This is a genomic window from Paenibacillus sp. SAFN-054 (assembly GCF_051966755.1).
Lineage (GTDB): Bacteria > Bacillota > Bacilli > Paenibacillales > Paenibacillaceae > Paenibacillus_AQ.
Genome location: NZ_JBQCKS010000001.1, coordinates 1,569,524 through 1,588,324, shown reverse-complemented (window position 1 = coordinate 1,588,324; position 18,801 = coordinate 1,569,524). Strand labels below are relative to the sequence as shown.

General features: G+C 48.6%; 13 protein-coding genes. 8 read left to right on the top strand and 5 right to left on the bottom strand.

Translation table 11 applies throughout. The features are described 5' to 3' along the window. Nucleotides 1-98 precede the first annotated feature (98 nt). The 5 genes from ACTHPM_RS07405 to ACTHPM_RS07385 all read left to right on the top strand — a co-directional run bounded on the left by ACTHPM_RS07405 (nt 99) and on the right by ACTHPM_RS07385 (nt 9,469). Nucleotides 99-2,357, top strand: a complete 2,259-nt coding sequence (locus ACTHPM_RS07405) for a hypothetical protein (protein ID WP_440394549.1) — start codon at nt 99-101, stop codon at nt 2,355-2,357. A gap of 180 nt (nt 2,358-2,537) precedes the next feature. Next, entirely contained in the window at nt 2,538-3,641 is a 1,104-nt protein-coding gene (locus ACTHPM_RS07400; RefSeq protein ID WP_440421482.1) for a GIY-YIG nuclease family protein, read from the top strand. A 272-nt stretch (nt 3,642-3,913) separates the two neighbouring features. After that, nucleotides 3,914-8,146 carry a diguanylate cyclase gene (locus ACTHPM_RS07395; RefSeq protein WP_440394547.1) on the top strand — a complete coding sequence of 1,411 codons (4,233 nt, stop codon included), beginning with the start codon at nt 3,914-3,916 and terminating at the stop codon, nt 8,144-8,146. A gap of 140 nt (nt 8,147-8,286) precedes the next feature. Next, a complete protein-coding gene (locus tag ACTHPM_RS07390; RefSeq protein WP_440394546.1) occupies nt 8,287-8,655 on the top strand; it encodes a helix-turn-helix domain-containing protein in 369 nt (122 codons plus the stop codon). Nucleotides 8,656-8,692: 37 nt separating this feature from the next. Then, nucleotides 8,693-9,469: a nucleotidyltransferase domain-containing protein gene (locus tag ACTHPM_RS07385; protein WP_440394545.1), complete on the top strand. Its 777-nt coding sequence runs from the start codon at nt 8,693-8,695 to the stop codon at nt 9,467-9,469. A gap of 56 nt (nt 9,470-9,525) precedes the next feature. Here the strand turns inward: ACTHPM_RS07385 and ACTHPM_RS07380 are convergent, their stop codons facing one another. Then, on the bottom strand, nt 9,526-10,458 hold the full coding sequence (locus ACTHPM_RS07380; RefSeq protein WP_440394544.1) for a helix-turn-helix transcriptional regulator: 933 nt from the start codon (nt 10,456-10,458) through the stop codon (nt 9,526-9,528). Nucleotides 10,459-10,568: 110 nt separating this feature from the next. On the opposite strand from ACTHPM_RS07380, the gene ACTHPM_RS07375 reads away from it, so the two are divergent. Further along, the gene (locus tag ACTHPM_RS07375) at nt 10,569-12,839 is read left to right on the top strand and encodes an ATP-binding cassette domain-containing protein (RefSeq protein ID WP_440394543.1); all 2,271 of its coding nucleotides are present in this window, start codon (nt 10,569-10,571) and stop codon (nt 12,837-12,839) included. 140 nt (nt 12,840-12,979) lie between these two features. On the opposite strand, the gene ACTHPM_RS07370 is transcribed toward ACTHPM_RS07375, so the two are convergent. Both ACTHPM_RS07370 and ACTHPM_RS07365 read right to left on the bottom strand, forming a co-directional pair. Next, nucleotides 12,980-13,573: a YjgB family protein gene (locus tag ACTHPM_RS07370; RefSeq protein WP_440394542.1), complete on the bottom strand. Its 594-nt coding sequence runs from the start codon at nt 13,571-13,573 to the stop codon at nt 12,980-12,982. A 154-nt stretch (nt 13,574-13,727) separates the two neighbouring features. Next, entirely contained in the window at nt 13,728-14,525 is a 798-nt protein-coding gene (locus tag ACTHPM_RS07365; RefSeq protein ID WP_440394541.1) for a lipase family protein, read from the bottom strand. A 316-nt stretch (nt 14,526-14,841) separates the two neighbouring features. Between ACTHPM_RS07365 and ACTHPM_RS07360 the strand changes: the two genes are divergently transcribed. Then, a complete protein-coding gene (locus ACTHPM_RS07360; RefSeq protein ID WP_440421538.1) occupies nt 14,842-15,582 on the top strand; it encodes a copper amine oxidase N-terminal domain-containing protein in 741 nt (246 codons plus the stop codon). A gap of 296 nt (nt 15,583-15,878) precedes the next feature. Here ACTHPM_RS07360 and ACTHPM_RS07355 read toward each other — a convergent pair whose 3' ends face one another. Beyond that, on the bottom strand, nt 15,879-16,727 hold the full coding sequence (locus ACTHPM_RS07355) for a hypothetical protein (RefSeq protein ID WP_440394539.1): 849 nt from the start codon (nt 16,725-16,727) through the stop codon (nt 15,879-15,881). Between the two features lie 178 nt (nt 16,728-16,905). Next, nucleotides 16,906-17,757 carry a hypothetical protein gene (locus ACTHPM_RS07350; RefSeq protein ID WP_440394538.1) on the bottom strand — a complete coding sequence of 284 codons (852 nt, stop codon included), beginning with the start codon at nt 17,755-17,757 and terminating at the stop codon, nt 16,906-16,908. A gap of 423 nt (nt 17,758-18,180) precedes the next feature. Between ACTHPM_RS07350 and ACTHPM_RS07345 the strand changes: the two genes are divergently transcribed. Next, nucleotides 18,181-18,753 carry a DUF6241 domain-containing protein gene (locus tag ACTHPM_RS07345; RefSeq protein ID WP_440394537.1) on the top strand — a complete coding sequence of 191 codons (573 nt, stop codon included), beginning with the start codon at nt 18,181-18,183 and terminating at the stop codon, nt 18,751-18,753. Nucleotides 18,754-18,801: the final 48 nt, after the last annotated feature.

Below are 18,801 nucleotides of genomic sequence, written 5' to 3'. Positions count from 1 at the left end.
CTTTCTATTCATTTGGTAAAATATATGAGATGAAATCAAGGGCGGATCATTTCCGCCTTTTTGCTTTGAAAGCATATCAGACAGAAGGAGAGGACCAGATGAGAAAGAGTAGGATGAACTGGGGGATTCTCGTGTTTTTCATTCCCGCCATCATTTTGAGCTTTATGCTCTGGAGAGACTATGCGGGCCAGATGAAGAACATCAACGAATCCCTATCCCGTGTCTATCAGTTGTTTTACATCGATCGGGGAAACAAAGTGCTAAGCGTTATGGATAGCGACAGTACCGGTTTAAAAGGTGTGCTCTATGATGCAAAAAGCCAAGTTAAGCTCACAGAAATACCATTGGAGTCTAATATACATAACCAGATTGTTTCATCGTACCAGAACGGCCGATTGGCCGTGGTCACCTATGAGGACAGTCGCGGGCTGCAAATCAACATGATCGACGCTGAGGGCGGGGCGAAAGAGCTGGCCCTGGGGACGCTTCATTTTTCAGGGTTTCTGGACAGCAATGTCATTCCTTGGCGCGGCCGGCTGCTGATCTCGGGGGAAACGATAGGATCTGCCTTGTACATTGCTCAAGTGGATCAAGGGAAGCTCACCACAGTAAATTTGAACCAAGAAGGCTTATTTCCTTCCAGGCCGACCTATATGCGGGTCGATAACGGCATCTCTAAGAATGAAACGGCCGTTCCGATGTTCCAGGTGGATCTGAAGGATCAGCGCACGGGATTTATCAGCGGGCTTATCCCGTCGCAAGGACAGGCCCACGTTTCCGTTCAACGTCAGGGTGAAACCCGTTTTGATGCAGAAGATCGTGCCGCTCTAGAATTTGCCAAAAAATCAGGTCGCTCTGCAGCTTCTTTGATACGTGTAGATTCCGAATACCCCCAACAAGCCAAATTCTATAACGCTTTGTCGGACAAATGGGGAAAGATCGTACCGACACCACAGCCAGTCTATCAGGCTCAGCTGTATCTGCTGAATGACAATGAGGTGCTGATTGCCGGTTCAACTGCCAAAGACGAAGCAGACGGCAAGGTGCTGGGATATGTATATAACGAACGGTCCAAGCAATTTACGGACGTGACGGCTATTGTCGGCCTGGTGCCATATGACGAACTAGACGGGAATAACCTGCATTTTTACAAGCAGGCTGGAGATGATCTGCTGTATTACTCCGGCCGCGAAACATCGGCAGGCTGGATGAATATGAAGGAAGGAAGCATCGGAACGCTGAGCAGCGAAGCCGTAAAGCAGTGGCAGCTGGAGGCAGGAGAGGATCGAATCTCGTTAAAAAGCTTTGCACGCTATATTAAGCAGGGCGGCGCGCTCGTTGTGAACTGGGCTTTGTGGATCGTTATCCCCGTATTCATGTTCTTCCTTATACCTCTACTCTCGGTTATCTTGACGGCAATTCATCGGAATAAGCTGGAAAATGGCGTTATGGTTCAGGGGACAATCGTCTCGATGTCCGAAACGGGAACTTATATAAATGAGCAGCCTGTCGTTCGGTTCTTGATACGTTTTCAGGATGAGGGACAGGTCAGGGAGGTAACGATCAAGAAAGTGATTTCCTTTCTGGATCCGATCCGTACCGGAGATTCCGTTGTGATCAGCTACAACCGCAGAAAGAATAAAGCGGTGTTCGTCGAATCAAGCGACGTGCCGGAAGTGAGTGCAACAGATCAGATCATCGAAGCGGTGCTCACGAAGATCGATGCCTATGGCAGCGTGAATCGCGGACAGGCTCTGCTCCTTCATTTCGAGGCAGGCTCTCAGCATTACGATGTACCGGTCGTTCAGCCTGCAGGATTTGCATACCGGATCGGTGAACGGGCTGAACTGATCATTATGGGGGGAGTGACTCGATTGTTCCGATACGGTCGTACGGATACCCCGAAAGTCGAAGAGGAACAGCTGACGCTGCAGGGGGAAGTGACGGGCATCCGTCCAATGGACATCGTGATTGACCAGCGGAGGCTGACGATTGTTGAAATGATGGTGGCTTATGAGCAGTTTAGATTGCGGAAAACAAGCAGTCAGTTTGTTCCCGCAGGCACGTCGTTACAGACAGGCATGAAATTGCCGGTCGTCGCGAAGAAGTCCGATCTGTCGAAAGAGCAGAGATTACTGGCAGGCAAGCAGGGCAGCGGCAAAGTAACCAATGTGGAATATATTGGGACAACCGGCGAGCGGCCTATAGCGCGAATCACGATCGAGCGCGATCATGTTTCCTATACGGTTGAGCAGTCCATTGAGCCTGTTTACGGTGTGTTGGTAGGAGACGAGCTGTGGGTAGCTTACGATGATTCAACGCGGGAAGCCGTTATTTTAAATTACTCCGATCTTTAATTTCTTGCATGCGGGCTTCTTCTTAAGTAAACTATTTTCGTAGTTTTGTCATCATTCATGGTATTTCAAATCTCTTATTTGTAACAAAATGACCGGAGGTGTTTAGATGTCGATGCAGAGCATGGCAGACATCGTCCGAGAATGCAGGCAGGGAACCGGATATATTGCAGGGCTATTACTGTGACGGATCTTCAGACCACAGTACGCCAGCTTCCCCTGACGCCGGGAGTCTACCTCATGAAAGACGCGCAGGGCGGAATTATCTACGTAGGCAAATCCAAATGTTTGCGCAAAAGGGTGCAGTCCTATTTTTATGAGAACGCATCGCATGCGCCGAAAATAAAAAAGCTCGTCCGTCATGTGAAGGAGATCGAAGTTCGACAGACGGATACCGAGTTTGAGGCTTTGATGCTGGAGTGCAGCCTGATTCACGCGTTCAAGCCGATGTATAACCGTAAGATGAAGAATCCGAGCTCTTATTCGTATATCGTCATTCCTACAGCGGATGGGCTGCGCCGGACTGAGATCACCCATCTTCCGTTACCCGCCGTGGACTGTGTTGTGTTCGGGCCTTATACTGCCAGCAGGAATACCGTCGAAAAGGCGGTGCAGGCCATCTATGATTGCTTCAAAATCGCCTGTAACCACACGGCCGGTGGTGCGCTGACACCCTGTTTGAACTATTCACTCGGATTATGCCTCGGCATGTGTCTGGGCGGCGACGGGCTGAACGTGTACAACCGGCTCATGACCCGTTTCATCGGAATGCTGGACGGCTCAGACGAGAGCTTGCTTGAAGATATGCAGCAGCAAATGATGGAGGCGGCCGAGAATTTTGACTTTGAAAAGGCGGCAAAATTCCGGGACGCCATCAGGTCCGCTGATTTCCTGAAACATAAGGAAAAGGTGATCAGCTTCGCCGAGCAAAACCGGAATATCGTCATTTATGAGCAAATTGATGAGGTAACGATCAAAGTGTTCTGGATCAAACGAAGCTCGGTGCTTTTCAGCAGACAGTTCTTATCTGCCGGTGATCCTTCAATGCCTCTGCATACCGAGGTCATGGAGCTGAGCCGGGAATGCTTTACGCGAAATGAGGAGGCATATACGGCGGAAATCGGGAGAGAAGAGATCGATGAAGCCCAAATCATTTACAGCTATATCGCTCAGCATTCCGGACGCGTACTGACGATTCCGGACGAATGGCTTCAAGAGGCCCACGCGGGTGAACTATCCGCTGCAATTACCCAATGGTTGACAGATTGGCAACCCCGCACCCGATGACAAGAAACCCTGGGCCATTTGGCCCAGGGGTTTTCCTTTGATGAAAAGGAAATAAAATGCTGCCGAGGGAGCAAGGAATATGCGCAATGCGCAGTTACCGGAATGGTGAATTGTTCATTTGTGTAACTATAGAACTAGTTATGGAAGAGAATTTGATGTATTCTTAGGATAAACCAACAATATAAACAAAGGATTTAACGAATGCACGAAGGGATACAAAGGCTTTAGGGAACAACCTTACATACAACTAACTATTCATTGGGTGGGTCAACATGAGTCAAATAAAGACTTCTTTCCTATCAATACGGGATGCCGGCAGCGACTCCCAATTGATAGTGCAGCCAGCTGCTTGCCGTTATTTTAGCTTTCATAGAATCACAGAGCGCATTCAACAATGGCGCAGGATTCCGGCTCAAGACTTCCTTCGCATTCCGGTTGCTTGCGAAGTCAATGAAGAGCAACTGGTGATCCAGCTGCCTGGGTTGCCCGAAGATTGGATGTCTTTTCCCGATCTCCTGCAGGAGAACTGGACCGAGGAAGATCGAGTGCGCATTTTTGTGTCCTTTTGCCTTGCCCTAGGTGAACTGCATCGTCATGAATTTGTTTATGGCTTCGTCGTACCCGGATTGATCCATGTTCATAAGGTGACCAAACAGATTTGTCTGGATGTACAGCCGTTCTATTCGACGTATCCTTTCGTGAACTTTCTGTTGAAGGAATTTCCTTACGACGATTTATCCTGGCATTCCCGCTTTGATCCAATGCCGCGCCTTTCGGATCTGGAAGCTGCTGCGATCATGCTGGATACGTTATTCGGTACAAGCGGACTGCCGGAACGGCTCGTTCCGATCCGCGACCGTTTGAAGAGTCATCCCGAGTCGTTGTTGTATCTGGAAAGCGTGGCAAGCGAAGCAGGGGCGCTTTATCAGCAATCGCTTCCAGCTGTCAAACACCCTTCGCCAAGCGCTTCGCCGTTCTGGCTGCATCCGGACGTAGCGCCGGTAACGGTCCATCATCACAAAACGTTGAGATCCTTTTTCAGGCAGGGGGATGATTTTCACATCGCAGTGATGATGAAGGATCCGCAGCTTCGCACCCGGATTTTGCGCCAGCACACGCTAGCGAACCTGGAGTCCCATCTATATGTCATGATTCAATGCACGGAGCCTCCGCTATCGACCCTGCGTGAAGGTATCGAGCGCCTGATTCAGGACATTCAAAGCTATTATCCGGGGGCTGCGGACTCTTTTCTGCCTTTGTCCAGCCAATTCGAATATTTACTTGACCACTATTTTTCCGGTGGAGATATGCTTGACAGCCTGGCAGATTGGCTGATGGGTTTGATGAACCGTATCCTGGCATTGTCAACGGAAGAGCATTTATTTTTTATTTTTGAAAATTGTCATTTGATCGACGAGGGTTCACTGGAGGTGTTTACACACTTCATAGAGAAATATGGACAAGAAATGCCTAAGCTGCATGTCGTGTATAGCGGGGAAGAGATGCCTGAAGGTTTGAAAACGCGCACAATCACACGGATCGAGCTGATGCCCGCGGATCGACGCCATTACGAATGGACGATGAGAAGCCTTCTGGGAGAGGGAGAAGTAAGTGGAAGTGCTGCTGAACAAGCGGCTGAAGCTTTGATGTCACAGCAAATTCACCCCATGTATGGTCGCACCATGCTGCTGCAGTGGATATCCACGGGCCGGCTGCAGCTCGGACCCCGGGGATGGACAAGCTCTTCGCTGTCTTCTCCCCCGTCGTTATTGCCCGCGGCATGGGCAGGGAGTCGGATTCAGCAGCTCAGCACTGGGGATTTGCATTTGCTTTGCGTGCTGTCGCATCTGCCGGGAGCCATACGCTTTCACTCCATTGCTGCAGCCAACGGCTTATCCATAGATGAGATTCTTCCCCAGCTGCTGAGGCTCTCAACAGAGGAAGGGTTGATTGATTTTTATCATGACGAAAGACTGTTCGTCCCCGAACACGTAAGAGCTGCGTTGGCCCTATGGGTTCCGGAATCTTTGCTTCAAGCATCCGTGCAGGAGGCTTTTCAATGGTACCGGACCTGGCAGCCCAGGGCTTTTTCAACCCTCCTGGCCATGGCCACGGCCATGAAGGACGAGACAGCTGAATATTATTACCTCATCTTGTTTTACCGTAAAAACCGTTCCGTGCTTATGATCGAACAGGCGAAAGAACTGCTGGAGCGGATTGTACAGCTGCAATATGCATTGAAGCGGAAGCCAGCCGTCTATTGGCTGCGCAAGCAGATTACGATATATCAATTGACGGGCGATTGGGAGTCGGCCGAACAAACCGCCAAGACAATCTATGACCTGACCGGCCAGGATTCTGATCGGTTTCTCCTATGGCATTCGCAGCTGTTTCAGAACAAGCTGGATTTGGAGCTCCGGAAGCCTGAGTTGTTTGCTTATTTAACAGACGAACGCAATGGGCTCCATAATCGAGCTTACGCCTTCTATGTGCTGATTGTTTTGTGGGTAATGGTGAACCTGGAACAGGATGAAAAACAGCTTCTCCACGAATGGTATGTTAAGGTTCTTTTCCCTAACCGCCGGCTGCTGCACAGGGAGCTGTATTTGCAGATATCGACTCATTATGCCCAGTTTTTATTGGAGTTTTTTCCGGATCAGGAAGAGTGGGCTCTCACGTTGCTTGGCAGCCTGGAAGTATTGATAGAGCATACCGGTAAGTATTTGATGAAACTAAGGGTGCATACGGCATACATGTTTCACAGAGACATGAGAACCGCGCGAAACTCGATACTGAAGCTCATTGAAGGTGCGAAGCGACTGGGAATACACAAGCTGGTAGGAATATCTCAATCCAATGGTGCCGAGCTCGCCTTGTATATGGGGGATATCCGGGCGTTTTGGTACCATCATGAACGTACGGGCAAGCTGGAGAGGATCGATTGGAGCGCACATTCTATCGAGTACATGTTGCTCTACAGTGTGGAATGGAAGGATTGGGACCGTTACTCGCAAATTGCCTCCACGATTGATTTGAATCAAGTGAATGCGATTTGTAAGGCTCATTGGGAGGTGACGAGCAGATACGCCGATTTCTTGCGCCACCGACCGGTCGCGGAGCCAGAACCTCCAACGGGAGATCATCAGGAGTTTTACTTCATGAAGGCACTTCATGCCGCGAGCCGGCAGGAAGATGCCGAGGCCATGACATGGTGGGAAGCATCGATTCTTGCGGAAGGGAACAGTTTGAACGGCATCCGGATGATGACTGGCTGGTCATACCGTGAATACATTCGCTGCCTGCTCATTCATCGGCCGGACGAAGCCGATCAATGGCTCGAAGCATTTCATCGTCATATTACGGAATACGGGTATTATCTCTTTTTGCCTGATTACTATTATTTCTCTTCGGTACGTGCGATTCAGAACGGAGACGATGAAGAAAGCATCGTGCTCATGAACCGAGCCGTCAAGAGCTATCGCCTGCAGGGCAAGGAATCGGAGGCGCAGCGTCTTCTCGTGCGGATTCAGGAGCTGTTAACGCCATCTTATCTCGAAGAAAGCGATTCATTGCTTCAGGAACCGAAGGTTCAGCTTTTGCTGCAGGACCGCAAGCGTTTCTTACTGAAAACCTTGAATTTTGCTCTCCATCTGCGGCTTAGCGAACAGCTGCCGGAAACCATGGATATCGAACAGGCTTTGGAAAAGTTCGTGCAGCTGCTGATGGGATTTTTCCCGGTGGAAGATGTCGTTATCGACTGCCAGCTGCGCTTAAAACAGAGCAAGCAGTTCTATACCGCAAGCGGTGTCATTCATCCAAGCATGCTGAAGGAATATCGGTCCGATCCCGATTCGGTGACGGTTCAAACCGAGCTTTACCACCTGGCGCCATGGAAAATTTCCGTAGAGGCCAAGCTCCAGCGTATGGACCCGGAGAGCTGGAAGCTGCTGGATTCCTTTATGCACATGATCAAGCCGCATATTTCGGCATCGGTCCTTATCCGGGAGATGATGATTGATAATTTGACGAGATTGTATGTCAGGGATTACTTTATGAAGCATTTGGAACTCGAATTCAAGCTTTCCACGAAATCGGGACTCGATTTATCTGTCATTATGATCGATCTTGACAATTTTAGAAGAATCAATGAGTACGGGCATCAGGAAGGGGACCGTGTCCTTAAGGAGGTAGCAGACCTGATCCAGTCCATGATGGGTCCATACGCCGTTCCGGGACGCTATGGCGGGGAGGAATTCTTGGTGGTCCTTCCGAAAACGGACGGAATTTCTGCGCTTCGCATGGCCGAGAAAATACGATTAAGCATCCATAAGATCGTTTCGGCCGGCAAGCCTTTTGAGGTAACGGCAAGCCTAGGCGTATCGTCGATTTCCTTCAGCAATGCGAAGACGCCGGAGGAGCTCGTACGGCTTGCGGATGAAGCTGAGATCCGGGCCAAGAAGACGGGCAAAAATAAGGTGGTTGCCTCATGGAACCCCAGAGATTGAACCCTGAAGTAAAAAAAAGAGTCCACGAAGGGACTCTTTTTTTGTTGTAATCATGGACATCCGATGAGTGATTTCACAGGAAAAATGGACAATAAACGCGAATATATATGGTAAGAATCGAAGGAAAGCGGTGAGAGTGTATGGCGAAGACGCAGCTGGAGGAAATGGGACATCGATTGAAGAGTGCACGAATCGAAAGGAAACTGACTCAAGTGGAAGTATACGGCCGTACACAAATCAGCACCGATATTCTCTTTTTATATGAAACGGCTCAGGCTGAACCAGACCTGGTTACATTGTCCAAGCTTGAGGACGCGTATAAGGTTTCCTTGGATTGGATCATCACCGGCTTTGAATTTAGTTCCAAAAGCAGGCTTTTTGCAGCCGAAAGGGAAGTCCGGCGTTTACAAAAAGTTATCGAGGAACAGGAGAATGTGATCGAGACCATTCAGCAGTTGATCAACGCCACCAAAAGAAGCCAGCCGCGTCAACGCAATTGGGGAAGCTGAGCGCTGGGTTCCGTTTTGCAGAAAGGATTTGTGAGGAATGAATGAGATCATAGTAGAAAAACTGCGAGAAATTGAAAACGAACATGAGGTCAAAGTGCTGTTTGCGGTCGAATCCGGCAGCCGTGCGTGGGGATTTCCGTCCCGTGACAGTGATTACGACGTTCGTTTTGTGTATATACACCGACCCGAGTGGTACTTGGCGATTGATGAGAAACGGGATGTCATCGAGTTACCGGTGAGTGACATGCTGGACATAAGCGGCTGGGATATCCGCAAGGCGCTCAAGCTGTTCAGAAAATCGAACCCGCCACTTCTGGAGTGGCTGGTTTCCGACACCGTGTATGATGAGTCATATGGATTTAAAGAGGATATGCTGGAGCTTAGCAAGCGTGTTTTCTCGCCAAGAGCGTCCCTTCATCATTATGTTCATATGGCCAAAGGAAACTTCAGAACATATTTGCAGGGGGAAGAAGTTAAAATCAAAAAATACTTTTACGTGCTGAGGCCGATTTTAGCAGGGAAATGGATCGTAAAATACAACGAGAGTCCGCCGATCGGATACCAGGATTTGGTCCGCGATTTAGTGACGGAGCCTACACTGCTTGAGGCGATCGAGGACCTGCTGAGGCGGAAAATCGCTGGGGAAGAGCTGAATACAGAACACCGCGTCGCTGTCATTCATGATTTCATCGATCGGGAGCTCGCAGCGTTGACGGAGTTTGCGAATTCCATGCAGTCCGAGCAAGATGATCCGACGGAGCAGCTGGACAAGGTATTCCGAAAGTACTTGAAAGTCGTGTGGAATGGAGAATGAAGAGGTGGAGGCAGCCGATCGGTAGGATCGGCTGCTTTTTTCGTTTATCCAGAGACTCATGAATAATGACTGAGCAGCGAGAGGGCATGGTTCCGGATCCGGTCTATCATTCGGCCAGGTTCAAGAACCTTCGCTTCCGTGCCCAGCTTGGCAAAAAATGAAGCCATGAACCCGATATCATTCTCGTCGATAATCGTATCCAGTGTCGCTGTCCCCGCTTCATGATTCAGCTCCTGTGGATGGAACCAAGGCTGGCTCTGACACTGCCGCAATCCCTCTCTCGTCAGTTCCACCTGTAGACGCACAGGCGAAGCTACAGGGTATGAACGAAGCCAATCCGGAAGCTTTATGTTCATCTCGTGCGTTATCCCTGTGATTTCCAAGGATGCGATCCGATCTACCCTAAACAGCCGCACTCGATCGTGCCTCACCTCATAGGCAGGCATATACCATAAGCCGTCATTTGCGTAAATGCCAATGGGTACGATTTCTCTCTGCGTATTGCCGGCTTGGGATTGGTAGGTGATGCGCAGCAAGCTGTTTTCCATGGATGCCATGAGAATTTCTTTAAGATAAGGTGAGCTTACGCCTCTTTGAGGGTTCCAGAATGCAAGCACGGATTCGAGCTTATGGATCTGACGCTGGATATCCTCCGGCAAACGGACAAACAGTTTGCGGGAAGCCGACTCGATGTCGGTTTCGAAGGGCAGGGATTCATAAAAGGCCAGGGAACGAAAGGCGAAGAAGATGGCCAACGCTTCATTTTCGTCGAATAAGATCGGAGGCAGCACCCTATTTTTGAGCACCCGGTATCCGCCGCCCCGGCCTTGCTCCGTAAACATCGGCACGCCTAATTCGCTGATTTCCATCAAATAGCGATGTGCCGTCCGGATGGACACCTGAAATTCATCGGCGACATCCTGAGCCGTAAAGCTCCGCTTCGTGTTCACGAACATGATCAGATCGAATAACAGCTTGGTTTTGGACATGCTAACCTCCGGATCATCGTTAAATTCACTCTAAACAAGCCATGATTTGACATGTTTAAAGTATATGCTAGAGAGGACGAAGGGTCAAAACGGAAGGGAGAGTAGAAATCATGAGTGAAGCGCAGGTTAGCGAGAACATCCGGGTCATCGGTGCCAGAGAAAAGAATTTGAAAAATGTCAGTGTCACCGTTCCGAAGAACAAGATCACGGTCTTTACCGGCGTATCGGGCTCAGGAAAATCAGCGCTTGTCTTTGATACGATTGCGGCGGAATCACAGCGGCAGCTCAATGAAACCTATTCGAGCTTTGTCCGTCATCGGCTGCCACATTACGGGCAACCCGATGCCGATACCATGCATAATCTGTCTGTCGCCATTGTCATCAACCAGAAAAGGATTGGAGGAAACTCGCGGTCTACCGTGGGCACGATCACGGATATATACTCCTTGCTGCGGTTGTTGTTTTCCCGGGTCGGAGAGCCCCATGTCGGCGAAGCAGAAATGTTCTCCTTCAATAATCCACAGGGGATGTGCCCGAACTGCGATGGGCTCGGTTATGTGCAGGAAATTCAAGTGGAACGTCTGATCGATAAGGAAAGATCGTTAAACGAAGGTGCCATCCGCTTCCCGACCTTCAGGCCGGGAGAATTCAGGTGGAAAAGGTATGTTTGTACAGGCTTGTTCGATAATGATAAGAAGCTGAAAGACTTCACGGAAGACGAATGGGACACGCTTCTCCATAAGTCGGGGTTCAAACCCCCTCATCCGACAGAGGGCTGGCCGGAAACGTCCACCTATGAGGGTGTCATTCCCAGGCTGCAGCGCAGCTTTTTGGCCAAAGAATCGAAAGGCGTTGAGCTTTATAAAAAGGACATTGAACGTGTCGTCGTCAGCCGCGAATGCCCCGTCTGTCAGGGCGCCCGGCTGAATCCTCATGTACTGGAATGCAGGATCAACGGAAGAAACATTGCCGACTGCGCGGCTTTGCAGGTCAGTGACTTGGTCAGCGTCATGGAAGAGATTACGGATCGGCATGCCGCAACCGTCATCGAAGCGATCGTGCTGCGACTGAAGCAGCTGACGTCCATCGGACTCGGCTATTTGACGTTAAGTCGTGAAACGGCTTCGCTCTCCGGCGGGGAATCTCAGCGCATCAAAATGGTCCGACAGCTCGGAAGCAGTTTAACGGGACTTGCGTATATATTCGATGAGCCCAGCATCGGTCTCCATCCGCATGACGTGGGCAAAATCAATACGCTCATGCGGCAGTTAAGAGATAAAGGCAATACCGTCCTGATTGTTGAGCATGACCCGGATATCATCCGGATTGCCGATCATGTGGTTGATATGGGACCTCGAGCAGGCACTCACGGTGGTGAAGTGGTTTATGAGGGTGACCTGACAGGACTCCTTGAGGCCAAGACGTTAACCGGGAAATACCTGAATCATCAGCCCACATTAAAAAAAGAGCCGAGAAGCGCATCGAGTTGGATCGATATCTCGCATGCATCGCTGCATAACCTCAAGAATGTCAGCGTCCGCATTCCTATGGGCGTGTTGACGGTCGTTACGGGAGTTGCGGGCTCAGGAAAAAGCTCGCTTATCCATCATGTGCTTCCGACAGTCGTTCCTGAAGCGGTATATATCAATCAGGAAGCCGCGCATGCTTCGAACCGCTCCAATCTGGCAACCTTCTGCGGCATTTTTGATAGGATCCGCAAATTGTTTGCCCAGCACCATGATATCGAGGCCTCCCTTTTTAGCTTCAATTCCCGAGGGGCCTGCCCGGAATGTAAAGGGGCGGGAAGCGTAACGACCGACTTGGCTTTTATGGATGCGATTGAGATCGTATGTGAAACTTGTGAAGGCCGCCGGTTTAAGCAGGAGGTGCTCCAATACACGTTCCGGGGTAAAAATATCAGCGATGTTCTGCAGATGACCGTGGAAGAAGCCCTGGAATATTTTCTGGAGCAGGAAATTATAGACGTGCTGGAGAAGCTGCTGGATGCGGGCGTGGGATACGTGACGCTGGGTCAGCCTTTAAGTACGCTATCCGGAGGAGAACTGCAGCGCGTGAAACTTGCGAAGGAGATGGAAAATCAGGGGGAAGTGTATGTGCTGGACGAGCCCACAACAGGTCTGCATATATCGGATATCCGAAATCTGATTCATATCTTTGACCGTTTGGTTAACCAAGGGAGCACCGTCATCGTCATCGAACATAATCTGGACGTCATGACGCAGGCGGACTGGATTATCGATCTTGGCCCCAGTGCGGGTCAGGAAGGGGGACAGATCATGTTCGAGGGAAGACCCGAGGCATTGCTCGCATGCGAAAAGTCGCTGACAGGACGTTATTTGAAAGAACACTTGGGATTCTGACTTCGCTAAAAATACGGGCTTATGCCAAGTATAATCCCAAATACTTTGTTTATAAGGGCATCCGAGCTTTGAAGCACAACGAAAAAGACAGCAGAGAAACCAACGTTTCCCGCTGTCTTTTTTCTCATCGTTCATTTATTTTATTTTTGTAACAGATTGATATGATCGAGATCGGTACTGCTGTTAAAGATAAATTCAAGCTTATAATCCCCACGATTGTAAGTGAGCTTGGTTTGCGTCGATTTTCCGTTTTTAAAGGTGGATGTAGAGGTAGGGGCATACCAATGCTGCTTCACCATCTTCATGGTAATGCCGCCGATATTCGTCTGACGTTCCACGTTGGTGCCGAAGTAGCGCATTTCGGCGATTTTATTGGCTTGATAAGAGAATGCGTAACCGGGGTTGCCCATGTTGGCTCCATAGAGATCAAACGTGCTGGCTTGTTTGCCGGGCATCGTCGGTTCGCCGATGGTTTGAATGACATGCTGCTTGGTGCTTTTTCCGACGGTCAGTCCGCTGACCGCTCCTGGAAACTGCCCTTTCAAGGCCGGCTTGTAAAAGCTGTTAAGCGTATGAAGCGCCTGCTTAGCATCATTACTGCTTGTGCTTGCCGTGGCGGCCGCGTTAACCCGATCCAATGGAAGAACAGATGGATTCGCTCCGAATGCGCTTAGACCGATAAAGACTGACAAGGCAGCAGCCAGCATAACTTTCTTTGCAAATGGTTTATTCATGATGATCCTCTCCTTGTTCCATGTACTTACCACATGGTTTCGTTATCAAACAGACAACCCGTTTATATGACATCATAACGAAGCGGGAGAGCGTTTGGGTAACGAAATCATGAAGAGGATATGAAAATGTTGACATTTGGAAGTGGGCAATCGTTTATCCTTTGGGATCGGAACGACGGCAGAAGCCTGGATTCTCGGCACAAATCTGAGCTGCGTAGTCCCGTTGAAGCTTGGAGAGCTCGGCGAAATAGCTTCCGATGACATGGTTGCCGCCGACCGAGCCTTTCTGAAAGCCAAGCGGACGAGAGGTATGCACATGACTGTAATAATACTTTTTGTCCCGCTTCGGAAGCTTATAGACCGACGGGGGCGTATAGGTGACGATGTCGAACAGATTGGTATATCGGTAGCTGTTTGAAACGTATGTGATAAAAGCTTTGGCGAACGCCGGATCCCCGACACGCGGCGAGCCGTACGTGAACAATCGGGGAGATTTGAAGACCGTGTTGGCCGCGACGTCTACGGCGCATAATGTGGCAAGTGCAGCCCCAAGACTATGGCCTGTAATGTACATGGTTTTATCGGAAGAGGCCGCAGCCAAAGCAGCGAGGATTTGGGTCCGGCCAGATACGTAGATGTCCGTAAATCCGCGGTGAGTATAACATTCTTCCGGTGTATAAGGAAACCTTTTTTGCGAGGCCATGGCATCCGCGATCCAGTTGGTGGTGGAACTCGTTCCGCGAAAGGCAATGATAATCTCCTGCGGAGACTCCAGTATAAACCCGAAGCGCTCCCACTCTCTGGTGATAGAGTTGGCTTCAATGGTTTGTATAACGGTATAGTTCAAGGGAACGACGAATGAACCGTCTACATTCGTGAACTGGTCGTAGGTCTGTCCGCAGACGGCTGCCAAAAAGATGGCTTTTTGCTCCACGGCATCTTTGGTCATCATGCGCATCCCGCCTTTATAAATAAATGGAATTAAAGAAAGGGAACGCACTTCGCCTTTATTCCATTCGAGAAGGAATTGAGGAGAAGCAAGGTTTGAACATTAGTTCATTTTATCGCTCTATCCTCCAATTTATTAAAAGATTGAGGGAAACGTGCGGGCTTGTTTCGGACCTCAATGATTTCTACATTTTGGATTTGTATAAATGGAAACAACCCGGTATAATTTGCTAGGCTTATTTGCTTACATTACAACAACTGGGAGAACACACATGATGAAAAAAAGCTGTACATTCCTTATTTTGATCCTTCTGTTGACTATGCTTGGCGCGCCGTTCACTGTGGCAGCGGCAGAGGATCTCAAGGAACCGGACATCGTAGAGAACGGAAAAATCGTGGACGGCAGAACGATGATCCCCATTCGGATCGTGTCAAGCCGGTTCGGGTTCCAGGTAGACTGGCATCAGGAATCGAAGACGGTAATCATCCGCGATGACATTACGCGTATCGACCTGCAGCTGAGTACGCCAAAAGCCAAGGTGAACGAGAGGGAAGTCATGCTGGACATACCCGCGCAGATCATCCAGGGCGTTACGTACGTTCCATTGAAGTTCTTGGGGGATGCATTCGGAGCGAACGTTAGCTGGTCTTCGCCGTTTAAAGCGGCGCACGTCATATATGCCGATACGGATTTGCTCATTTATACCACGATCCCGCCGGTTCCGAAGCTGACGGAAGGGCAGATCAGAATTTTTTCGGATATAGCGAACCAGGCTGCTGTCATTACGAATGCCTCGGATGCCAAAAAGCGATACAAGCCTTATTTTACGAGCGAAATGCTGGGGAATATTATATGGTATAAGGGCTTGCCTTTTAAAACGGAGTTTAATTCCGCGAGTCACGGTTCTGTGGAATATGGTGATATGTATCGGTCTACAGCCACGGTTTCGCAGGTTGCGCATTTTGATTCGCTGGTATGGGTTTCGAGAACGATGGAATTCCGCTTCGTGGATCATGGCTGGAAGGTCAGCCGGATCGATTTTAAATACGTGTATTTCTAAAATAGAAGAGAAACCCTGTCTCTTAAATAAGGAAAAGCCCTGTGAAGAATCACAGGGCTTATTACTATGTTGTTAATATGAACGAACTTACTTTCTTTAGTTCAAATGGATATGGCTTCTGTGGGAGCCATGGACTGGAAGCAGGCGCTGTCTCGGAAATTCGTATGTATGTAATTCTAGATCGACCAGTCCATGGATTCTTCATGGAAGCATCTTACTTGCCGTCATAACCTACGCCATGGTTCAGCGGCTGGATTTCAGGAGAAGAGGTGCTTGGTCCTGTAACGGCTCCTGCACTAATGATTCCCAGCAACAACAATGTCGAGAGTAATACATTCTTCATTCTTCATCACTCCTAATAAGTAGTCTTGTAGTACTTTGTAATACTTTTCGAGATGTTCCGGCAAAGCGCGCGGCCTACATATTTCGAAAAGAGCAGCGGATTTCTTGAACTGCTTGTCATCTCCAATTTTATCAGAAAAAATCAATGCTTGTATAGTGAAATTTAATGCGGCTTCAAAGTAGCTTCTCTTATAATAGTAAATCGAAAGCAAATGAAGAATGGATAGATAGTACGTGCAGTCCGTGGAACTTAAATCTTCATATTTCAAATTCGTTACAAAATCGGATAAAGGCTTGATAATCGCGTCGACATCGATATTGTTGGTGTTGGCACATTCCAGGATCGTGACAAGGCCGGGCAACGTCTCCGATGGGTACTTCTGAATGAACTGCGCATATTCCGCCAGCCGATCCGTTTTACCCGATAATATATCGACCGTATACGTGTTGGCGACGGCAAAAAAACGGAAGTCTTCCACGATTTTGGTGTTGCTTTCGCTTCCATCTGAAAACAGCTGGAGGTTTTTATAGTTTTCGATGCATACCAGCGCTTCTTCATAACGCTTTTTCTTCTGGAAGGCGACGCCCTTCATCAGATTGCCGTAGCCAATATAATAGACCAATGGTTTCTCGGTCTTGGGTATTTGCAGTTTGGTTTTTTCTTGATAAGGAGTATACACTCTGTTCAGCAATTCGTCTGCCAAAATGATCAGGTTACCCCAATTTTCCAGGGAATACGCCATACGAAGCATAGATACCAAAGAATCTGCGCTGTTTTTAATTAATGCTAACTCCGTTTCCAACTCGGTCTCCTCCCTTAAATCTTCCTACACTTGAGTCTATACTATATGTTAATGTAAGGCAGGTCAATTATTCGAAAGTACGAATTCACGCAGGAAATCGATAGAGAATGGAGTTTTCTTTTGGAATCAGCATGTTATTTTTTTACAATTATTCAGTCTCAGAGGGACATATCTAGAGCTACCGGAGTTCGCTTACGATAATTTCGCGATCAAGTCTGAAGCCTTCTTCCTCTTGGACCGATGTCAGGAGAAAATTTCTTAAAATAGAATTGTAACGCTCAAGCTGCGCGGTGGAGGCATGGGACCTGAATTCTTCAAACAATGCCATCGCCTTCTTGAAATGCAGATCATCCCCGGTCTGATCGGAATAATCCAACTGCAGTACAACCGTATCTATAGCTTCCAGATACCTGCGGTTCTTAAACCGGTATACGGCCAGCGAATACATAATCGAAAAATAAACGGTACGCCGTTCGGAAATTACCCCCTGCTCAACCGTCTTGAAAAACATGTCCAGTAATGGTGAGATCATTTCATCGACCACTACGTCATACGAGTTCGCGTAATCCAAAACCGTGATCAGGCCCGATAAAGTTTCCGCAGGATGCTGCTGAAGGAAGACGGCATACCGATTCAGATCCTTCATATCGCCGGACATGATCTCATTCGCGAAGCGGTTCGCTTTGGCAAGAAACTCAAATCGTTCCGCGATGGATTGGCTTTGCGGGCTGCCGTCCGTGAACGGACTGAGGTCTTGGTATCTGCTGATGCATGCCAAAGCCTCCGCATATTGCTTTTTCTTCTCGTACGCATATCCCTTCATTAAACTGCTGAAGCCTATGTAATAGACTAATGGCTTATTCAAGTCGGATGTTTCAACCGCTGGTTCGGCAGACAAGCGGGTTGCCGTTTCATGTAAAGCAGAGGAAAGACGGATGACATTGTCCCAATTCTCAAATGAGTGTGCCATGCGCAGCATCGTTACCAGGCTATCCGGATTTGAATGAAGCGAGGCGGAATTTTCTTTCATATGTAATAACCCCCTAAATATCCCATAAAGAGAGTATATCTATGAATCGAATGGTGGTCAATTACGTCGATGGGTTCCCGACAAGATTAACTGTGGTGAAATAGGGCTAAAGTCGGTTTTTTTATGGTGCGCCAAGAGAGGGTTGTTCGATCCAGAACCTCCCATAGATGGAGATTAAACCATTGTATTTGGGTAATATGTACATGCAAGGCAGAATATGAACTAAAGAACGAGGTGGGAAAGCCGTGAACAAAAACATATGGATCTGGACGATTATCGCTATATGCGTTTTTTTTGTCATCGTTTATTTCTTTGCCTCAAACCCTTCCTGATACGAAATGGGGCAATAGGCTTCCGTCGTGTTCCGAGGAAATCAAGAAGAGGAAGGGAAAATTCAAAGTATACATACCAGGAGGACGGTCAATGTCTGCTAAAAAGAAATGGACGATCGCCATAATCATCATGCTGTCTGTCGGACTCATCGTCACGGGCGGAATATATGCCGTACTTTTTGTAGATAAAATCCTGAATCCGGAAGAGAAAGAAACGGTGGAATATGCACCTGCCCCATCGCCGAAACAAGGACAGACAAGAAGCGGACTCGGCACGCTCCGCACCCAGGATAACGCGAAGGTTGACCAGGTTCTGCAAGAGGCGTTAAAGCCGGAGATCATCGTTGCTGAAAAGGACGTCATTGACGTCATGCACCATATGACCCACCAGAAGGTCAAAGCAAAAGAAAAGTGGACCTCTGTTGAAATGACGCCCGAGCGGGTTCGTCTGCTGATTCAGATGATCGAAGCCAAAGGAACCGGATGGGTGAATCATAATAAAATGCTTGAAATTGCCCGTAAATGGGAAAACGGAGACTTTGCCAAAGTAGATGAAGACCACAACTTTTTCTGGAAGGTCGAGAACGGCTCGATCGGCAAGGCAACGGGAATTCTATCGGAGAAAGAAGAGCTGCAATTTATTAAGGAGACCTTTAAGCATTAGCCGTGATTTGATAAGTTCGTGTGAAACCATTCGTTAAAGAAACTTCTG